Genomic DNA, 20,383 nt, shown 5'->3' with positions numbered 1-20,383 from the left:
GATGAAAATGCAGCGGCAAAACTGAACGTTCTATTTCTTCTTGAGTTCGATCAAGAGTTTCGCGGTCTGGTCGCCGGTTACCGTGACTGGCGTCTCGGTGTTGCCGGTGTAGTGCTGCGTGGCGACCACGGTGTAATTTCCGGGTGGAACGTCGTCGATGCGGAAGCTGCCGTCTTCGCCGGTCAGCGCGTAGTACGGGCTGTCGGCGACATAGATGTGGGCCAGCATCCAGCCGTGCGCGTCGCACTCGACCCGGACCAGTCCGGGCCGCGGCAGTTCGCGCGTGATCTTGACCCCTTTGTCCGGCAGCGCAAGGTTGAATGCCGTACGCTGTCCGTAGAAGCCGTGGGTGTTGTGCAGCACTGGATCAGAACTGGTCACTTCAAGCTTGCCGGGCCGGATCACCTGCACGGCAGGCTTGAAAATGCAGTGTTCCTGGTCGAGCACCGGCACCTTGTCGGCCGCACCCCAGGCCTTGCCTTTGGGCACTTCCTTCAGGTACACGACGGCATCCTGGACGCCCTTGCCGGCGCCCACGCGGATCTGTGGTTCATCGCGCGGGCCGCCGCAGACTTCGCGGTCCTTGGTGGGGATGATCTTGCGGATTGGGACGGTGCCCTGGAAGGTGACCTTGCCTTCGATCTTGCCGCCGCCGCTGACCGGCGCGACTTCATAGGCAAAGGCGGAAACGCTGAGCAGGCTGAGCACTGCCAGTTGCGTGCAGCAAGCTTTGCGAAGAAAGAAACACATGATGTTTCCCGCCTCCGAGCGCTGTGCGGTGCGCTCTCTCTTTTTGTAGTCCCCCCGGACATTCAAGGCGCAGCAGGACACTATTGGTTGTCGCTGAAGCATAGTACGCAGGCTGCTCAATGCAAAGCGCAACGGACATTTTGTGCGGGAGCACGTGATGTCGCGGACGCAGCCAGTCGCATCCGGTTGACGATGTGTACTACCGTGCATGCGTTGTGCATCGGGCGAAATGGCGGCGGCGGGGTTCAATGTCTGGCAAGGATTCTTGCTAGAGTCCGTCCATAACGTGCGCAGGATGCACTGGCGGCGTCACGCAAACAGAGGGAGAAACCATGCGAATTCTGATAGTCGGCGCAGGGGCGGTAGGCGGTTATTTCGGCGGGCGGCTTGCCGCGGCCGGGCGCGACGTGACGTTCCTGGTCAGGCCGCACCGTGCGCAGGCGCTGCAGAGCAAGGGGCTGGTCATCAGGAGTCCCCACGGCGATCTCGTCCTGAACGAAGTCAGGACCGTCCTCACCAATGCGATTGCGCAACCCTTCGACCTGGTCCTGCTGAGCTGCAAGGCCTACAGCCTGGATGAGGCCATTGCATCGTTGGCGCCTGCCGTCGGCCATTCGACAGCGATCGTCCCGCTGCTGAACGGCATGCGCCACATCGATGTGCTGAAGCAGCGGTTCGGCAACGACAAGGTGCTGGGCGGTCTTTGCATGATCGCCGCCACGCTGAATCCCGAAGGTGAAATCGTCCATCTCAACGACACGCACGGCCTGGCCTTTGGTGAGCTGGAGGGCGGCTTGTCGCCGCGCATGCAGGCGATTGCAGAGGCGCTTGGCGGTGCCGGCTTCGATGCCTCGACCAGCATCCAGATCATGCAGCGCATGTGGGAGAAGTGGGTCTTCCTGGCCACGCTGGCAGGCAGCACTTGCCTGATGCGTGCGGCCATCGGCGACATCCTTGGCACACCGGACGGCAGGCGCGTCATTGAAGGACTTCTGGCCGACTGCCGCGCCGTGGCGCAGTGCAACGGCTTCGCGATGTCGCCGGATTTCGACGCGCGCGCCGGCCAGATGCTGCTGACGCCGTCACCGCTGACCGCCTCGATGCTGCGTGACGTCGAAAATCGCTCCCGGACGGAAGCCGACCACATCCTCGGCGACCTGATCGCGCGCGGGGCGCCGCAGCAGGGCAGTCCGCTGTCGCTGCTGCAAGTCGCATACAGCCACCTGAAAGCCTACGAGGCCCGGCAGGCGCGCGGCGGCTGACAGCCGGAGATCCGGTCAGTGCAGCATTACCCGCGATACCACCGCCACCAGCGGCGTGCGCACCGCGCGCTCCACGCCGCGGTGCAGGTGTAGCGGGCGCAGCAGCATCTTCACGGTCATCTCGATCGGCAGGTTCTTGCGGATCACTGCGCTGACGCGGGTGTTCAGCGCCTTCACTTCCTGGTCGGGGATTTCTTCGACGCCGCGCTCCATGCGCAGCACATTGCGCAGTGCGATGGCGGCATCCTCGTTCTTGATCTGCAGCAGCCGGCGCGCCAGCGCGCCGAATACACGCAGCTTGCCCAGTCGCTCGGCTTCCACGAAGCGGTTGAAGAACTGGTAGAAGTGCTTGTAGTGCCGCACTTCGTCGTTGGCGATGCGCCGCGTCAGGTCGCGCAGCACCGGCTCGTCGCTGGCCTGCTCCAGCGCGCGGTAGTAAGCGGCGGTACCGGTTTCCACCACGCAGCGGGCCGCCATCTCCAGCGCTTCGGTCGGCTCGAACTGGTCGATCGAGCAGGTCTTGCTGTACTCGGCGAAGAAGCGCTCGTAGCCGCGCTCCCAGTCGAATTCAGGCCAGACGTGCTCGACATAGCGGCGCAGGGCCAGCCCGTGCTGAAGTTCCTCGGCTTCCCAGTGCTCGGAAAGCCAGCCGGCGGCGTCGGGCACGCGGGCGTAGTAAGTGGCGAGATTGCTGGCATAGGTGTCCGAGCCGCTTTCGATAAACGAGGCCGACACGAGCAGATAGAACAGGTCGCGGTCGCCGCGCACCCGTTCCACTTCGATTAACTGGTAGTTGATGTCACTGACAGACCACGGCCGGGTGGCCGTCGACGGTTCACTCATGCTTGCTTCCTCCTAGGGTTTCCCGGGTGGGCCGGGCTTTCGGGGGCACGTTCATGGGTGCGCGGTCCTCGGGGCGTATCCGGAATCACGCGAACAGTTCAGGGACTGGTAGAAACCCTGATAAGTTTCCCTGCAGGCGCGCCCGCGCCGCGGCTGACCTGACCGCGAGCGGCTGCCAAAGTGCTTGCGGAAACGCTTGTAAGAGGCGGAAAAGCAAAGGAAATCCGCCGGGGGATATGACGCCGGGGCGACCGCCAAACGGGCCGGCGAAGGCATTTGCGATGGTATGATTAGCCCCAATTCTCGGGCCCGAGGGGTATTTTGAGGTGCCGGCGTCACGCCGCGCCGGCTCCCGCGCAGCCCGGCTTTCTGAACAGTGCTATAGAGCCCCGATACCAGGCCGATACCGGTTGCGATCCCAATACCGTTACCGAGTGCGGCCGATACCACACGAGAAACCGTGCGACTATCCTCGATCAAGCTGGCGGGCTTCAAGTCATTTGTCGATCCCACCAATTTCCAGGTGCCGGGCCAACTGGTCGGCATCGTCGGTCCCAACGGCTGCGGCAAATCCAACATCATCGACGCAGTGCGCTGGGTGCTGGGCGAGTCACGCGCCTCGGAATTGCGCGGCGAGTCCATGCAGGACGTCATCTTCAACGGCTCGACCGCGCGCAAGCAGGCCGGCCGGGCCAGCGTGGAACTGGTCTTCGACAACGCCGAGGGCCGTGCCGCCGGCCAGTGGAGCCAGTACGCCGAAGTGGCGGTCAAGCGCGTGCTGACCCGCGACGGCACCTCGTCCTACTACATCAACAACCAGCCGGTGCGTCGGCGCGACATCCAGGACATCTTCCTGGGCACGGGCCTGGGCCCGCGCGCCTACGCCATCATCGGGCAGGGCATGATCTCGCGCATCATTGAGGCCAAGCCCGATGACATGCGGATCTTCCTGGAAGAAGCCGCGGGCGTGTCCAAGTACAAGGAACGCCGCCGCGAAACCGAGAACCGCCTGTCCGACACGCGCGAGAACCTGACCCGCGTGGAGGACATCCTGCGCGAACTCGGCTCCAACCTTGAAAAGCTGGAAGGCCAGGCCGAAGTCGCGCAGCGCTTCAAGACGCTGCAGGCCGACGGCGAAGAGAAGCAGCACCTGCTGTGGCTGCTGCGCAAGCGCGAGGCGCAGGCCGAGCAGGAACGCCACCAGCGCGCCATCGAGCAGGCCCAGATCGACCTGGAAGCGCAGACCGCGCAACTGCGCCACGTCGAGGCCGAGCTCGAAACCATGCGCGCCGCGCATTACGCCGCCTCCGACGGCATGCACGCGGCGCAGGGTGCGCTGTACGAAGCCAATGCCGAGGTCAGCAAGCTCGAAGCCGAGATCCGCTACGTGGTGGAATCGCGCAACCGCGTGCAGGCCCAGATCGCCGCGCTGACCGCGCAGCGCGAGCAATGGCAGGGCAAGGCCGAGCAGGCCACCGACGAGCTGGCGCAGGCCGAGGAAAACCTGGCCGTGGCCGAAGGCCGCACGGTCGAGGCGCAGGAGGCCGTGGCGCACAAGAACGACGAGCTGCCGACGCTGGAAGCGCAGTGGCGCGACGCGCAGCAGCTGCTCAACGAGCAGCGCGCCGGCATCATGCAGGCCGAGCAGGCGCTGAAGCTGGAGGCCGCGCAGCAGCGCAGCGCCGACCAGATGCTGCAGCAGCTCGAGCAGCGCCGCGATCGCCTGTCAGCCGAAGAGAAAGGCCTGGACCGCCCGGACGAAACCCGCCTGGAGCAGGCCCGCGCCGAACTGGCCGAGCAGGAAGCGCTGGTCGAGGAAGCGCAGGCCGTGCTGGCCGATGCTGAAGAGAGCGTGCCGCGCCTCGATGAAGAGCGCCGTGCCGCGCAGGCGCGCGTGCACAGCGAAGCCGCCGCGATCGCCTCGCTGGAGGCGCGCCTGCAGGCGCTGCGCCAGCTGCAGGAAAACGTGCAGACCGACGGCAAGGTGCAGCCGTGGCTGGCCAAGCATGGCCTGGCCGAGCTGCCGCGCCTGTGGAAGAAGGTCCATATCGAGCCGGGCTGGGAGAACGCGCTCGAATCGGTGCTGCGCGAGAAGCTGAACGCGCTGGAAGTGTCGAACCTGGACTGGGTCAAGGCCTTCCTGTCCGACGCGCCGCCCGCCAAGCTGGCGTTCTACTCGCCGCCGCCCGCGGCCCGTCCGCTGGAAACGCCGGCGGGCCTGCGCCCGCTGATGTCGCTGGTGCAAATCACCGAGCCGGGCATTCGCGCGGTGATGCAGGACTGGCTGGCCGATATCTACGTCGCCAGCGACATGGCGCAGGCACTGGCCGCGCGCAACACGCTGCCCGACGGCGCGTCGTTCGTCGTGGCCGAAGGCCACCTGGTCGGCCGCAATGCCATCCAGATCTACGCCGCCGACTCCGAGCAGTCCGGCATGCTGGCGCGCGAGCAGGAGATCGAGAACCTGCAGAAGCAGGCGCGCGCGCAGGTGCTGCTGTCGGACGAGGCCAAGACCCAGGCCGTGCGCGCCGAGGCCGCCTACACCCAGGCCAGCCAGTCGCTGAGCGAGGCGCGCACGCGCGCCGAGCAGGCTACGCGCCGCGTGCATGCGCTGCAGATGGACGTGCTCAAGCTGTCGCAGGCGATGGAGCGCTACTCCGCCCGCAGCGGCCAGATCCGCGAGGAGCTGGACGAAATCCACGCGCAGATCGAAGAACAGCGCGCCATCCGCGCCGAATCCGAAGCCAGCTTCGAGCAGCATGACGCCGCGCTGGCCGAGATGCAGGCCACGCATGAAGACCAGCAGATGGCCTTCGAGGCGCTGGACAGCAAGCTGTCCGGCGCGCGCCACCAGCTGCGCGACCTCGAGCGTGCCGCGCAGGAAGCGCTCTTTGCCGAGCGCAACCTGGCCAGCCGCATCGACGAGTTGCGCCGCAATATCCAGGTCGCGGCAGACCAGGCCGAACGCATCGCCGAGTCGCTGGAAAACGCCCGCGCCGAGCTGGAGACCATCAACGAGCAGACCGCGCACACCGGGCTGCAGGAAGCGCTGGAGCGGCGCGCCGAGAAGGAAGAAAAGCTCACCATCGCGCGCACCGAACTGGACGCGCTGTCGGCACAGCTGCGCCAGCACGACGAGCAACGGCTGGCCGCCGAGCGCAGCCTGCAGCCGCTGCGCGACCGCATCACTGAAATGCAGCTCAAGGAACAGGCCGCGCGCCTGAACCAGGAGCAGTTCAGCGAGCAACTGACTACGGCCCAGGTGGACGAAGCCGCGCTGGCCGACAAGCTGACCGGCGACCTGAAGCCGTCGTACCTGCAGGGCGAGGTCACGCGCATCAACAACGCCATCAACGCGCTCGGCCCGGTCAACATGGCCGCGCTCGACGAGCTGGCGGCGGCGCGCGAGCGCAAGACCTTCCTCGATGCGCAGTCGGCCGACCTGAACGACGCCATCAGCACGCTGGAAGACGCGATCGCCAAGATCGACCAGGAAACGCGTGCGCTGCTGCAAGGCACCTTCGACCAGGTCAACCATCATTTCGGCGAGCTGTTCCCGTCGCTGTTCGGTGGCGGCCAGGCGCGCCTGATCATGACCGGCGAAGAAATCCTCGACGCCGGCGTGCAGGTGATGGCGCAGCCCCCGGGCAAGAAGAACTCGACCATCCACCTGCTGTCGGGCGGCGAGAAGGCGCTGACCGCGATCGCGCTGGTGTTTGCCATGTTCCAGCTCAACCCGGCGCCGTTCTGCCTGCTGGACGAAGTGGACGCGCCGCTGGACGACGCCAACACCGAGCGCTACGCCAATATGGTGGCGCGCATGTCGAACAAGACTCAATTCGTTTTCATCTCACATAACAAGATCGCCATGGAAATGGCTCATCAACTCATTGGCGTGACCATGCAGGAGCAGGGCGTATCGCGTATCGTGGCCGTGGATATGGACGCGGCGGTTTCGATGGCGGAGGCAGCATGAACCTGAACATGGACTTGCAGACCGCGCTGATCGTCGCGGGACTGGTTTTCCTGGCGCTGCTGTTCGGCTACAACCAGTGGCAGATCCGCAAGGCACGCCGTCCGCGCGAACTCGGCCCGGAAGACGACCTGCCGCCAATGCGCGAGCCGGTGGTCGGCCAGGGCACCACGCCCGAGACCGCGGCGCGCCTGCATGAAGCCAGCGCTGAACAGGCCGAGCGGCGCGAGCCGACGCTGACCTCGTCCGCGCGGGCAAGCGATGCCAACAACGCGGCCACGGCCGCCGTCGCGGCCGCGGCGGCTGCCGGTACGGCCGATGCCGACGAAGCTGTTGCCGAGGAAGTGGCAGTCGCCGCCGGCATGCCGCAGCGCGATGCGGCCGCGGACGAAGCGGAACCCGAAGTGAAGCAGGAAGTGAGGCAGGAAGTGGCACCGGCCCCGGTGCCTGCACCGGCTCCCGCTCCCGCACCGTTGTCCGCCGTGCCCGACGGCCAGCCCACGCCGGCCCTGGTCGATCCGCTGATCGACTGCATCGTGCCGCTGCACCTGGAGCGCAAGGCTTCCGGCGACCGCATCCTGCCGCTGACCGGCCGGCTGCGTCGCGCCGGCACCAAGCAGGTTCATATCGAGGGGCTGCGCGCCGAAGCCAATGCGTGGGAGCCGGTAACCGCCGGCCACCAGTACGAAGACCTGCAGGTCGGCGTGCAGCTGGCCAACCGCGGCGGCCCGCTCAACGCGCTGGAGTTCTCGGAGTTCATCACCGCCGTCGAATCGCTGGCCGAGTCGCTCGACGCCTCCGCCGACCTGCCCGACATGACCGAGACCGTGGCCAACGCGCGCGAGCTCGACGCCTTTGGCGCCGGCTGCGACGTGCAGCTCGGCGTCAACGTGATCTCCGACGGCGCGCCGTGGTCGGCCGCCTATGTGCAGAACGTGGCCACCCAGGACGGGCTGGTGCTGTCGCGCGACGGCACCCGCTTTATCCGCTACCAGGCCAATGCCGAGGGCGTGCAGCGTCCGCTGTTCACGCTGCAGTTCGGCGATACCAATTTCCTGCGCGACGACCTGACCGTCAAGGCCGGCCGCCAGATCACGCTGCTGCTCGACGTGCCGCTGGCCGACCAGGGCGCCAAGCCGTTCAAGACAGTATGCGAGTACGGCCACACGCTGGCCCAGCGCATGGGCGCCCAGCTGGTCGACGACAATATGCGGCCCCTGACTGAGGCGTCGTTCGTCGCCATCTTCAGCCAGCTTGAAACGCTGTACGGCAAGCTGGAAGCGCGTGGCATACCGGCCGGATCCCCGGCGGCGCTGCGCCTTTTCAGCGTCTAGCCGGAGCCTGCCATGACCGCAAAACAACGCGGCGCGCAGGCGGAAGCCTCCGCGCCCGGCGGCGGCTTGTCGCTCCAGGCCGCCGCCAAACGCGTGGCCTGGCTGCGCGATGAGATCGATCGCCACAGCCACCAGTACTACGTGCTGGACGCGCCGACCATTCCCGATGCGGAATACGATGCGCTGTTCAGCGAGCTGCAGGCGCTGGAGCTCGAACATCCCGAGCTGCAGACGCCCGATTCGCCGACGCAGCGCGTTGGCGGAGAGCCGCTGGCGGCCTTCAATGCGGTACGCCACCGCGTGCCGATGCTGTCGCTGAACAACGGCTTCGACGACGAGGATGTGCTGAACTTCGACCGCCGCTGCGCGCAAGGCCTGGGCCGCAGCGCGCCCGCGGCCGGCGAGCAGGACCTGTTCAGCGCCGCCGACGCGGTCGAGTACCACTGCGAACTGAAGTTCGACGGCCTGGCGATGTCGCTGCGCTACGAGGACGGCCGGCTGGTGCAGGCCGCCACGCGCGGCGACGGCGAGACCGGCGAGGACGTCACCGTCAACGTGCGTACCATCAAGGCGATCCCGCTGAAGCTGCGCGGCCAGGCGCCTGCGGTGCTGGAAGTGCGCGGCGAGGTCTTCATGTACCGCCGCGACTTCGACAAGCTCAACGAGCGCCAGGCCGAAGCGGGCGAGAAGACCTTCGTCAACCCGCGCAATGCCGCCGCCGGCAGCCTGCGCCAGCTCGATCCGCGCATCAGCGCCAAGCGGCCGCTGTCATTCTTCGCCTACGGGCTGGGCGAGCTGCAAGGCGTCGACCGTCCCCTTACGCATGGCGCCATGCTCGACGGCTTTGCCGCGCTGGGCCTGCCGGTGTGCAAGGAGCGCGCGGTGGTGAAGGGCCCGCAAGGGCTGCTGGAGTTCTATCGCGATATCGGCAAGCGCCGCGACGACCTGCCATACGACATCGACGGCGTGGTCTACAAGGTCAATGCGCTGGCCGAGCAGGAACGCCTGGGCTTTGTCTCGCGCGCACCGCGCTTTGCGCTGGCGCACAAGTTCCCGGCGCAGGAGATGACCACCATCGTCGAGGACATCGAGGTGCAGGTCGGGCGCACCGGCGCGATCACGCCGGTGGCGCGGCTCCAGCCGGTCTTTGTCGGCGGCGTGACCGTGACCAACGCCACGCTGCACAACGAGGACGAGATCCGCCGCAAGGACGTGCATATCGGCGACACCGTGATCGTGCGCCGCGCCGGCGACGTGATCCCGGAAGTGGTCGCCGTGGTGACCGAGCGTCGGCCCGACGACGCGCGCGCCTTCGTGATGCCGAGCGCGTGCCCGGTATGCGGCTCGCATATCGAGCGGCTAGAAGACGAGGCCATTGCCCGCTGCACCGGCGGGCTGATCTGTGCGGCGCAGCGCAAGCAGTCGCTGCTGCATTTCGCGCAGCGGCGCGCGATGGATATCGAAGGCCTGGGCGACAGGCTGGTCGAGCAACTGGTCGACCAGGGCATCGTGCGCACGCCGGCAGACCTGTACAAGCTGGGCGTGGCCAAGCTGGCGGCGTTGGAACGCATGGCCGACAAGTCCGCGGCCAACCTGGTGACGGCGATCGACAAGTCGCGCGCGACCACCATGAACCGCTTTATCTTCGCGCTTGGCATCCGCCATGTGGGCGAGGCCACGGCCAAGGATCTCGCCAAGCATTTCGGCAAGCTCGACGCGCTGATGGCGGCCGACGAGGCGGCGCTGCTGGAAGTGAACGACGTGGGCCCGGTGGTGGCGCAGTCGATCGCGCACTTCCTTGCCGAACCGCACAACGTCGAGGTCATCGAACAGCTGCGCGCCGCAGGCGTACACTGGCCGGAAAGCGAGCCGGTGGCCAAAGCCCCCGCGCCGCTGTCAGGCAAGACCTTCGTGCTGACCGGCACACTGCCCAATATGTCGCGCGAGGACGCCAAGGAAATGCTGGAGGCCGCGGGCGCCAAGGTCGCGGGTTCGGTTTCCAAGAAGACCGACTACGTGGTGGCCGGCGCCGAGGCCGGCAGCAAGCTGGACAAGGCCGAGGCGCTGGGCGTGCCGGTGCTGGACGAGGCCGGCATGCTGGCCTTGCTGGCGGAAGTCGGCGCCGCGCCGAAACAGAATTAACCGGGGAAAACTGCCATGATCCGCGAGATTCTCAAGATGGGCGATCCGCGCCTGCTGCAGGTGGCGCGGCCGGTGGAGCGCTTCAATACGCCTGAGTTGCGTACGCTGATCGACGATATGTTCGACACCATGGACCACGCGAATGGCGCGGGCCTGGCGGCACCGCAGATCGGTGTAGGGCTGCAGGTGGTGATCTTCGGCTTCGATCGCAATCCGCGCTATCCGGATGCGCCGACGGTGCCCAAGACGGTGCTGATCAATCCGCTGCTGGAAATGCAGTCGGAGGAAATGGAAGACGGGTGGGAAGGGTGCCTGTCGGTGCCGGGGCTGCGGGGTGTGGTGCCGCGGCACTTGCGGCTGAAGTACAGTGGCTATGACCTGATGGGGAACCGCCTCGAGCGCGTGGCTGACGGCTTCCATGCGCGGGTGGTGCAGCATGAATGCGATCACCTGCAGGGGATTCTTTATCCGATGCGGATCAAGGATTTCACGCGGTTTGGGTTTACCGAGATATTGTTCCCCGAGCTGCCGCCGAATAGCGACGACTGACGGGCCGACGGCCCTCATACAACCGCTTGTGTGCTCCCACTCCCGCAAGCGGGAGTGGGAGCACACCGGCAGGGCGAAAAAAAGGGCGGCCGCAATGGCCGCCCTTTTGCATGAGGACTTCTTCAGCCCTCAAAACTTCTCAAACTGACCCAGGAACCTCCACTTGCCCGGCGGCAGATCCCCCAGCACCACGCGCCCCATCCGTACGCGCTTCAGGCCAACCACCTCCAGCCCGACCTGCTCGCACATCCGCCGGATCTGGCGCTTGCGTCCCTCGCGCAGCACGAAGCGCAACTGCTCCTCGTTCTGCCAGCTCACCTTGGCGGGCTTCAGCGGCACGCCATCCAGCGACAGCCCGTGGCGCAGCAGTTCGAGATCGTCTGCAGGGAATTCCGCACTGATATTGCGTTCGACCACACCCTGCGGCGAATGCCACACCACCCGCACCAAGTATTCCTTCTCGACGGTCGAATCCTCGCCGATCAGCGCGCGCGCCACGCGGCCGTCCTGCGTCAGCACCAGCAGCCCGGTCGAGTCGATATCGAGACGGCCCGCCGGCGCCAGGCTTTTGCGCTGCCACGGGGCAAAGCGTTTGCGCGTAGGATCGCCTTCCCACTGGTTCTCGGCGGTGAACAACACCGCAGCTGGCTCGTAGCCATCCTCGGCCTGGCCGGAGACATAGCCCACCGGCTTGTTCAGCAGTACCGTGACGCGCTCGCCCTGTTCGGAGCGGGCTTCCTGCATGATCTCGATCTCGGCGTCTGGACGGATGCGGCTGCCCAGTTCGGTCACCGGCTTGCCGTCGACCAGCACCCAGCCACGCGGGATCCATTCGTCGGCTTCGCGGCGCGAGCACAGGCCCAGTTCCGACATGCGCTTGGACAGGCGTACCAGGCCATCGTCGTGGACGGATTCGTCGCGGATGGTCGCGGGCTTTTCCGCGCGCGGTGCCGGGGCCTGCGGGCGAGGCGTGCCGGCGGTGCGGATGCGGTCGGCGGCATCGCTGAAGCGCCGCGCGGGGGCCGTGCCTTCGCTGCGGCGCTCGCCGGTGGGGGCAGGGCGGCGGGCGCGGTTGTCGTCGTCGCCGTAGCGGCGCGGGCGCGCATCGCCGCCTTCAAAGCGGCGCGGCGGGCGGGCCTCGCCCCGGTCGTCGCCAGTGCGGCGCGGGCGGTTGTCGTCATCACCGAAGCGACGCGGACGCGAATCGGCACCTTCAAAGCGGCGCGGAGGACGCGCGTCGCCACCTTCAAAACGGCGTGGAGGACGCGCATCGCCACTTTCGAAGCGGCGCGGCGGTCGTGCCTCTCCCCGGTCGTCGCCAGCGCGGCGCGGACGGTTCTCGTCGTCGCCGAAACGGCGCGGCGGGCGCGATTCCCCGCCCTCGAAGCGGCGCGGGCGCGCTTCGCCACGATCGTCGCCAGCACGGCGCGGACGGTTCTCGTCGTCGCCAAAGCGGCGCGGCGGACGCGAATCCCCGCCCTCGAAGCGGCGCGGTCGTGCTTCGCCACGATCGTCGCCGTAGCGGCGCGGACGGTTTTCGTCGTCGCCGAAACGGCGCGGCGGGCGCGACTCACCGCCTTCAAAGCGGCGCGGCGGACGCGACTCACCGCCTTCAACGCGGCGCGGCGGACGCGACTCACCACTTTCAAAGCGGCGCGGGCGCGCTTCGCCCCGATCGTCGCCGTAGCGGCGTGGGCGATTCTCGTCGTCGCCAAAGCGGCGCGGCGGACGCGATTCACCACCTTCGAAGCGGCGCGGGCGGGGTTCGCCGCGATCGTCGCCATAGCGGCGCGCACGGTTCTCGTCATCGCCAGCGCGGCGCGGCCGCGCCTGCCGTTCGCCGTCAGCAAGGCGCGGCGCGCGCGGCTTGCGCGGCTCGCCGGCACCGGCCTGCGATTCGCCCTGTGCCGGGCGCCCGCTGGACTTGCCGCCGGTGCGCTGCTGGGCGCGCTTGATGCCCTCGGCCACGGACTGTACGCGCTTGCGGTTCAGGTCGGACACGCGCACGGGGCGCGTGCCGCTCTTGCGCGCGGCCGTGCCGGTGTCGCCTGCGGCCTTGATGCCTAGCGTCTTGCGCTTCGGCGAATTGCTGTCGGTCATATCGTTGATGCTGCCCGCCCGCCTCAGATGGCGAGGGCGGCGAGCAAGTCCTGTTCAAGCTGAATCTGCAATCGGTTGTCGGCAGCAAGACGGCTGCCGTCGACCAGGAACACGTCTTCGACGCGTTCGCCCAGGGTGTTGATGCGTGCCGTATGCACGGACACGCGATGCCGTGCCAGTACGCGGGCGATGGCGTACAGCAGGCCGGTGCGGTCGTTGGCGGACAGCGACAGCAGGTAATACTGGCCGCGCTCGTCCGGGCGCAGGTCCACGCGCGGCTTGATCGGGAAGCTGCGCGACTGGCGCGACAGCCGTCCCTGCGTGGGGTCGGGCAGCGGGCCCGGCTGGCGCAGTCGTTCGCACAGTTCGTGCTCGACCAGCGCGATGATGTCGCGGTAGTTGCCCCCATCGCCGGCCATGCCGGGATCGGTGACCTGGAAGGTATCGAGCGCGTACTCGTGGCGCGTGGTGTGGATCTTGGCGTCCTGGATCGAGAACGCCTTGCGCTCGAAATAGCCGCAGATGCGCGCGAACAGGTCGGGCTGGTCCTTGACGTAGACCGCCACCTGCAGGCCTTCGCCGGCCGGGGAGATGCGCGCCTTGACCACCGGCGTGGGGCTGTCGACCTTGTCGTACAGATGGCGCGTCAGCCAGGCGATATCGCGCGAATCATGGCGCAGGAAGAAGGCCACGTCGAGTTGCGCCCACAGCTTCTTGCCGAGCTCCGGGTCGAACGCCTTCAGGCGCAGCTCCGAGATGGTTTCTTCCTTGCGCTGCGACCACAGCGAATGCGAATCGACCCTGGCGCCGCCCAGCACGCGCAGCGTGATGCGGTACAGGTCTTCCAGCAGCTTGCCCTTCCAGGCGTTCCACACCTTGGGGCTGGTGCCTCGGATGTCGGCCACGGTCAGCAGGTAGAGCGCGGTCAGGTAGCGTTCGCTGCCGACCACGCGCGCAAAGGCGTGCACCACTTCCGGATCGGTCAGGTCCTGCTTCTGTGCCACGTGGCTCATGGTCAGGTGATGCTCGACCAGCCAGCTGATCAGGTCGGCGTCTTCGCGGGCGATGCCGTGCTGCTTGCAGAAGCGGCGCGCATCGAGCGTGCCGAGTTTGGAGTGGTCGCCGCCGCGGCCCTTTGCGATGTCGTGGAACAGCGCCGCCACCGACAGCACCCACGGCTTGTCGAAGCTCGCCATCAGCTGGCTGCAGAACGGGAACTCGTGCGTGTGCTCGACGATGGCGAAGCGGCGCATGTTGCGCACCACCATCAGGATGTGCTGGTCCACGGTGTAGACGTGGAACAGGTCGTGCTGCATCTGGCCGACGATGCGCCGGAAGTTGATCAGGTAGCGGCCCAGCACGCTGGTCTGGTTCATCAGCCGCAGCGCATGGGTGATGCCTTGCGGCTCCTGCACGATGGCCAGGAACAGGCGCCGGTTCTCCGGATCCCTGCGCCAGCTCGCGGTCATTACGGTGCGCGCGTTGTACAGCCCACGCAGCGTGCGCGGTGACAGGCCTTTCACGCCGGGCGTGCGCTCATACAGCAGGAAGGTTTCCAGGATCGCGTGCGGGTCGCGCTCGTAGACGTCGTCGCTGGTGATCTCCAGCATGCCCTGGCGCTCGACAAAGCGTTCGTTGAGCACGCGCGTGACCTGCGACTCGCTCGGGAACAGCATCGCTTCGATATTGAGCAGCAGTACGCTGTTGAGCTGCGTGACCGCCTTGGCCGCCCAGTAAAAGCGGCGCATCAGCTGTTCGCTGGCGCGCTTGTTGGCGTTCTGGCGGTAGCCGAAGGATTCCGCCAGCGCAGTCTGCAGGTCGAACACCAGCACGTCCTGGCGCCGGCCCGCCACCAGGTGCAGGCGCGCGCGGATGGTCTTGAGCAGCCGCTCGTTGCGCGCGAGTTCCTGCGCTTCACGGCGCGTTAGCAGGTCCCTCTCGAACAGCTCCTTCCAGCTGTCGCCCAGGCCCGCGGCCTTGGTCATCCACAGGATCACCTGCAGGTCGCGCAGGCCGCCGGGGCTTTCCTTGCAGTTGGGCTCGAGCGAGTAGGGCGTGTCCTGGTACTTGGCGTGGCGCTGGCGCATTTCCAGCAGCTTGGCCTGGAAGAACGCGGCGGGATCCAGGTCGGCCTGGTAGCGCGTGCGCAGCGACTCAAACAGCTTGCGATTGCCGGTCACCAGCCGCGCTTCCAGCAGCGAGGTCTGGATGGTGACGTCCTGGCGCGATTCGCGGATGCAGTCGTCCACCGTGCGCACCGAAGAGCCGATTTCCAGCCCGAGGTCCCAGCACAGGCCGATGAAACGCTCCAGCCGGCAGGCGGTGTCCTGGTCGGGCTCGCCCGGCAGCAACAGCAGCACGTCGACGTCCGAGTACGGGAACAGCTCGCCGCGGCCGTAGCCGCCCACCGCCACCAGCGCTGCGCCGGCGGGCATCTCCAGCCCGCGCCACGCCTCCACCAGCGCGGCGTCGACGGCGCGGCGCAGCCGCGTGATCAGCGCGCCGACGTTGGCGGTGAGGTTGAAGTCGGCAAACAGTGCCTGCTTGTCGGCTTTGAGCTGGTCGCGCACGCGCGTGGCCAGCAGCAGTTCCGGCGTGGTGTCCATGGGGATGGCGGGATGGGTCGTGGGCACGGCTGGAAAAAGAAGGGCGCCGTCAGGCGCCCTGGCTCGGATGCGACCTCAGGCCGCGACGGATTCGGTGATGAAGGCTGGCGGCGCCGGGGTGCCGGCCGAGACTGTCAGCACCTCGTAGCCGGTCTCCGTCACCAGTACGGTGTGCTCCCACTGCGCCGACAGGCTGCGGTCGCGGGTCTTCACCGTCCACTGGTCGGGCATGGTGCGGATATCGCGCTTGCCGGCGTTGATCATCGGCTCGACCGTGAAGATCATACCGGCCTTGATCTCGGTGCCGGTGCCCGGGCGGCCGTAGTGCAGGATCTGCGGGTCTTCATGGAAGTTCTTGCCGATGCCGTGGCCGCAGTACTCGCGCACCACGCTGTAGCCGGCGGCTTCGGCGTGCACCTGGATGGCATGGCCGATATCGCCGAGGCGTGCGCCATTGCGCACCTGGGCGATGCCCTTCCACATGCACTCGTAGGTCACCTGCGCCAGGCGCTTGGCCAGGATCGAACCCTCGCCGACGATGAACATGCGGCTGGTGTCGCCGTAGTAGCCTTCCTTGGTGATGACGGTGATATCCAGGTTGATGGCGTCGCCGGCCTTGAGCACGCGCTCGCCCGGAATGCCGTGGCAGATCACATCGTTGACCGAGGTGCAGATCGCGCCGGGGAAGGGCGGGTAGCCCGGGGGCGCGTAGTTCAGCGGTGCCGGCACGGTGCCTTGCACGTCACGCATATAGGCGTGGCACAGGCGGTCCAGCTCGCCGGTGGTGACGCCCGGCTGGACGAAGGGCGTGATGTAATCGAGGACTTCGGAGGCAAGGCGGCAAGCCACGCGCATCTGGGCGATGTCTTCGGCGGAGTTCAGGTGAATGCTCATGCTGCGTCGCCAAAAAAGTGAAGGCGAGGCCACTGGCCGCGCCGGAATCGAAAGATCAATGTGGGATTATCGCACCATCGGGGCCAGATCGCAGCTTGTGAACGGGCTGCTTTCCCGCAGGTTTTGCGCATCGCCACGAGGCGGCAGAGTTTTGGGCGGCTTGAGCAGGGTGCGTTTTTGTTGCTACAATAGCGGGCTGATCTGGTTGCGGTGCGGCATTGCAACCGCCAGGTCAGTATTTTGCAGCATCGTGCTGCGCAGTTTTGAAATCGCTGGCCCGCCTATCCGGGGTGTTCCTTTTCAGGAATGTCGGGGCGGGCTTCAGACCTAACCCTTTGGAGAATCACATGTCCGTTACCATGCGCGAAATGCTGGAAGCCGGTTGCCACTTCGGCCACCAGACCCGCTTCTGGAACCCGAAGATGGCCCCCTTCATCTTCGGCCATCGCAACAAGATCCACATCATCAACCTCGAAAAGACGCTGCCGATGTTCCAGGACGCAATGAAGTACGTGCGTCAGCTGGCAGCCAATCGCGGCACCATTCTTTTCGTGGGCACCAAGCGCCAGTCGCGCGAAATCCTGGCTGAAGAAGCTGGCCGCGCCGGCATGCCTTACGTCGATGCCCGCTGGCTCGGCGGCATGCTGACCAACTTCAAGACGGTCAAGATCTCGATCAAGCGCCTGAAGGACATGGAAGCCGCCAAGGAAGCCGGCGCGCTGGACACCATGAGCAAGAAGGAAGCGCTGATGTTCGAGCGCGAGATGCTCAAGCTGGAAAAGTCGATCGGCGGCATCAAGGACATGGGCGGCGTGCCTGACGCGATCTTCGTGGTCGACGTCGGCTACCACAAGATTGCCGTGACCGAAGCCAACAAGCTGGGCGTGCCCGTGATTGGCGTGGTTGATACCAACCACTCGCCGGAAGGCATCGACTACGTGATCCCGGGCAACGACGACTCGAGCAAGGCCGTGGCCCTGTACGTGCGCGGCGTGGCTGACGCGATCCTGGAAGGCCGTGCCAACGCGGTGCAGGAAGTGGTCGAGGCCGCCCGCGGCGACGACGAATTCGTCGAAGTGCAGGAAGGCTGATTGCCCGCCGCCCCGTTGCCGGAAAGGAACCGCTAGCGCGCATCGTCATCAGACAGACAAGCAAAGCTTGCCGCCCGTAACGACGGGCCGCGCGCGGGTCGAAAAGCCGGGGTACTCCGGCAGCAGGGCAAGAAGAAGGGGGCACATCCGGCGCCCCCTTTTTTTAAATTTGAATTGTTGTCATCCGCCGCAGGCAGTATCTGCCGCGGGTGTGCTGTAGACCCACCGACCGGGTGCCGCGGGCGACTGCCGGCAGCCGGCGCGAACCATTCAAGGAGTGACAAATGGCGGCAATTACCGCAAGCATGGTTGCAGAACTGCGCGCGAAGACCGACGCGCCGATGATGGAGTGCAAGAAGGCCCTGACCGAGGCCGACGGCGACCTGAACAAGGCTGAAGAGCTGCTGCGCGTCAAGCTGGGAAACAAGGCCAGCAAGGCCGCCTCGCGCGTGACCGCCGAAGGCGTGGTCGCTTCGTTCATCGACGGCACCACCGGCGTGCTGGTCGAACTGAACTGCGAGACCGATTTCGTCTCCAAGAACGACGACTTCCTGGCGTTCTCGGCCAAGGTTGCCGAACTGATCGCCAAGCAGAACCCGGCCGACGTGGCTGCCCTGTCGGCGCTGGAACTCGACGGCGTGAGCGTTGAAGCCACCCGCACGGCCCTGATCGGCAAGATCGGCGAGAACCTGACGATCCGCCGCTTTGTCCGTTACGCCAACGGCGGCAAGCTGGTTTCGTACCTGCACGGCACCCGTATCGGCGTGATGGTCGAGTTCGACGGCGACGAAGCCGCCGCCAAGGACGTGGCCATGCACGTGGCCGCCATGAAGCCGGTATCGCTGTCGGCTGACCAGGTCCCCGCCGACCTGATCGCCAAGGAGCGCAGCATCGCCGAGCAGAAGGCTGCTGAATCGGGCAAGCCGGCCGAAATCGTCGCCAAGATGGTTGAGGGTTCGGTGCAGAAGTACCTGAAGGAAGTGTCGCTGTTCAACCAGCCGTTCGTGAAGAACGACAAGCAGACCGTCGAGCAGATGCTCAAGGCTGCCAACACGACCGTGAAGGGCTTTACCCTCTACGTCGTGGGCGAAGGCATCGAGAAGAAGCAGGACGACTTCGCTGCCGAAGTGGCCGCCCAGGTGGCTGCTGCCCAGAAGGGCTGATGTCCGGGGCGCCGTGGACTGCCCGGTGCGGGTGGTCCATGCGCCTATAATGCCGCAGGGGCGCCGCAAGGTGCCCCTCTGCATAAGTAGTGTGCAGTGCAGCGTCGCCCGCGGGCTGCGTTGCAGTGCAGCAGTCAGTTTTCGCGGTTGCCTTCCTGGTTTGCATCGGGACGGGCCACCTCGAAAACCGGCTTTCTTCCGCTGGCGGCGCGCCGATCCGCGCCGCCGGTGCCAAATACATACGTCTCAAGAACGTCTCAACCGAGCGACTTGCTCCTGTCCGAGGTGAACATGCCAGCCTACAAGCGCGTCCTTCTGAAACTGTCCGGTGAAGCCCTGATGGGCGACGATGCCTTCGGCATCAACCGCTCCACCATCGAAGCGATGGTGAACGACATTGCCGAGATCGTTAAGCTCGGCGTGCAGGTCGCGGTGGTGATCGGCGGCGGCAACATCTTCCGCGGTGTCGCGGGCGGTGCGGCCGGCATGGACCGCGCCACGGCCGACTACATGGGCATGCTGGCCACCATGATGAACGCGCTGGCGCTGCAGGACGCGATGCGCCACGCCAATATCGAAGGCCGCGTGCAGTCCGCGCTGCGCATGGACCAGGTGGTCGAGCCCTATATCCGCCCGCGCGCGATCCGCCAGCTCGAAGAGGGCAAGGTAGTGATCTTCGCCGCCGGCACCGGCAACCCGTTCTTCACCACCGACACCGCCGCCGCGCTGCGCGGCTCGGAAATCGGTGCCGAGGTCGTGCTCAAGGCGACCAAGGTGGACGGCGTCTACACCGCCGACCCCAAGAAGGACCCGAGCGCCACGCGCTACACCACCATCAGCTTCGACGAGGCCATCTCGCGCAACCTGCAAGTGATGGACGCCACCGCCTTCGCGCTGTGCCGCGACCAGAAGCTGCCGATCCGGGTGTTCTCGATCGTCAAGCCGGGCGCGCTCAAGCGCATCATCCTGGGCGAGGACGAAGGTACGCTGGTGCACGTCTGAGCCCTGCCGGGTCGCGTCACAATGGTGGTACGCGGCCGGGCAAAGAGTAGAATGAATCATTTTCCGGTCCCGGCCGCGGGATCATGGTTGTTTGATTTCCGGAGGTAAAAATGAGCGTCGCCGACACAAAGAAGAGCGCCGAGCAGAAAATGCAGCGGTCGATCGAGGCCTTCAAGGCCGATCTGGCCAAGATCCGCACCGGCCGTGCCCACACCGGCCTGCTCGACCACGTTCAGGTTGATTACTACGGCTCAATGGTGCCGATCAGCCAGGTCGCGAGCGTCGGCCTGGCCGATGCTCGCACTATCACGGTGCAGCCCTGGGAAAAGAAGATGGTGGGCGCGGTCGAGAAGGCCATCCGTGACTGCGACCTGGGCCTGAACCCGGCTACCATGGGCGAAGTGATCCGCGTGCCGATGCCCGCACTGACCGAAGAGCGCCGCAAGGAGCTGACCAAGGTCGTCAAGAGCGAGGCCGAAGGCGCCAAGGTGGCCGTGCGCAACCTGCGCCGCGATGCCAACGAGCAGTTCAAGAAGCTGGTCAAGGACAAGACCATTTCCGAGGACGACGAGCGTCGCGGCCAGGAAGAAGTGCAGAAGCTGACCGACAAGTACGTGGCCGAGATCGACAAGATGGTCGCCGAGAAAGAGAAGGAGATCATGACGGTCTGACGC

Annotated in this window: 14 protein-coding genes; 9 read left to right on the top strand and 5 right to left on the bottom strand. The window is 66.3% G+C overall.

Going from position 1 to position 20,383, the window contains the following annotated elements:
* Positions 1 to 30: 30 nt before the first annotated feature.
* Complete coding sequence (locus AC10V3_RS11320; protein ID WP_022535345.1) at positions 31 to 750, bottom strand: carboxypeptidase regulatory-like domain-containing protein; 720 nt, start codon at positions 748 to 750, stop codon at positions 31 to 33.
* Positions 751 to 1,082: 332 nt separating this feature from the next.
* Between AC10V3_RS11320 and panE the strand changes: the two genes are divergently transcribed.
* On the top strand, positions 1,083 to 2,012 hold the full coding sequence (panE, locus tag AC10V3_RS11315) for a 2-dehydropantoate 2-reductase (protein WP_022535344.1): 930 nt from the start codon (positions 1,083 to 1,085) through the stop codon (positions 2,010 to 2,012).
* A gap of 15 nt (positions 2,013 to 2,027) precedes the next feature.
* On the opposite strand, the gene AC10V3_RS11310 is transcribed toward panE, so the two are convergent.
* Positions 2,028 to 2,855: a ferritin family protein gene (locus AC10V3_RS11310; RefSeq protein ID WP_022535343.1), complete on the bottom strand. Its 828-nt coding sequence runs from the start codon at positions 2,853 to 2,855 to the stop codon at positions 2,028 to 2,030.
* A gap of 460 nt (positions 2,856 to 3,315) precedes the next feature.
* Between AC10V3_RS11310 and smc the strand changes: the two genes are divergently transcribed.
* Genes smc through def form a run of 4 tightly spaced genes read left to right on the top strand, consistent with a single transcriptional unit; the run spans position 3,316 to position 10,853 of the window.
* On the top strand, positions 3,316 to 6,831 hold the full coding sequence (gene smc, locus AC10V3_RS11305) for a chromosome segregation protein SMC (protein WP_022535342.1): 3,516 nt from the start codon (positions 3,316 to 3,318) through the stop codon (positions 6,829 to 6,831).
* Positions 6,828 to 8,162, top strand: coding sequence for a cell division protein ZipA C-terminal FtsZ-binding domain-containing protein (locus tag AC10V3_RS11300; protein ID WP_022535341.1), 1,335 nt, complete (start codon positions 6,828 to 6,830; stop codon positions 8,160 to 8,162). The genes smc and AC10V3_RS11300 overlap by 4 nt, the downstream gene beginning before the upstream one ends.
* A 12-nt stretch (positions 8,163 to 8,174) precedes the next feature.
* Positions 8,175 to 10,304: an NAD-dependent DNA ligase LigA gene (gene ligA / locus AC10V3_RS11295; RefSeq protein WP_022535340.1), complete on the top strand. Its 2,130-nt coding sequence runs from the start codon at positions 8,175 to 8,177 to the stop codon at positions 10,302 to 10,304.
* Positions 10,305 to 10,319: 15 nt separating this feature from the next.
* Positions 10,320 to 10,853: a peptide deformylase gene (gene def / locus AC10V3_RS11290; RefSeq protein WP_022535339.1), complete on the top strand. Its 534-nt coding sequence runs from the start codon at positions 10,320 to 10,322 to the stop codon at positions 10,851 to 10,853.
* 129 nt (positions 10,854 to 10,982) lie between these two features.
* On the opposite strand, the gene AC10V3_RS11285 is transcribed toward def, so the two are convergent.
* The 3 genes from AC10V3_RS11285 to map form a co-directional block, all read right to left on the bottom strand.
* Positions 10,983 to 12,953: a pseudouridine synthase gene (locus AC10V3_RS11285; RefSeq protein WP_022535338.1), complete on the bottom strand. Its 1,971-nt coding sequence runs from the start codon at positions 12,951 to 12,953 to the stop codon at positions 10,983 to 10,985.
* Positions 12,954 to 12,976: 23 nt separating this feature from the next.
* Entirely contained in the window at positions 12,977 to 15,559 is a 2,583-nt protein-coding gene (locus AC10V3_RS11280; protein ID WP_349607333.1) for a [protein-PII] uridylyltransferase, read from the bottom strand.
* A gap of 75 nt (positions 15,560 to 15,634) precedes the next feature.
* The gene (gene map / locus AC10V3_RS11275; protein WP_022535336.1) at positions 15,635 to 16,453 is read right to left on the bottom strand and encodes a type I methionyl aminopeptidase; all 819 of its coding nucleotides are present in this window, start codon (positions 16,451 to 16,453) and stop codon (positions 15,635 to 15,637) included.
* A gap of 347 nt (positions 16,454 to 16,800) precedes the next feature.
* Between map and rpsB the strand changes: the two genes are divergently transcribed.
* The 4 genes from rpsB to frr all read left to right on the top strand — a co-directional run bounded on the left by rpsB (position 16,801) and on the right by frr (position 20,380).
* On the top strand, positions 16,801 to 17,544 hold the full coding sequence (gene rpsB / locus AC10V3_RS11270) for a 30S ribosomal protein S2 (RefSeq protein ID WP_022535335.1): 744 nt from the start codon (positions 16,801 to 16,803) through the stop codon (positions 17,542 to 17,544).
* Between the two features lie 284 nt (positions 17,545 to 17,828).
* Positions 17,829 to 18,707: a translation elongation factor Ts gene (tsf, locus tag AC10V3_RS11265; RefSeq protein ID WP_349607334.1), complete on the top strand. Its 879-nt coding sequence runs from the start codon at positions 17,829 to 17,831 to the stop codon at positions 18,705 to 18,707.
* A 291-nt stretch (positions 18,708 to 18,998) separates the two neighbouring features.
* A complete protein-coding gene (gene pyrH, locus AC10V3_RS11260) occupies positions 18,999 to 19,709 on the top strand; it encodes a UMP kinase (protein ID WP_010809599.1) in 711 nt (236 codons plus the stop codon).
* A gap of 110 nt (positions 19,710 to 19,819) precedes the next feature.
* Positions 19,820 to 20,380, top strand: coding sequence for a ribosome recycling factor (gene frr, locus AC10V3_RS11255; protein ID WP_022535333.1), 561 nt, complete (start codon positions 19,820 to 19,822; stop codon positions 20,378 to 20,380).
* The last annotated feature ends 3 nt before the right edge of the window (positions 20,381 to 20,383 follow it).

The sequence above is a fragment of the Cupriavidus sp. PB-02 genome, assembly GCF_058252315.1.
The sequence above is the reverse complement of the archived record's forward strand: the minus strand, read 5'-3'. Positions and strand labels throughout refer to the sequence as shown.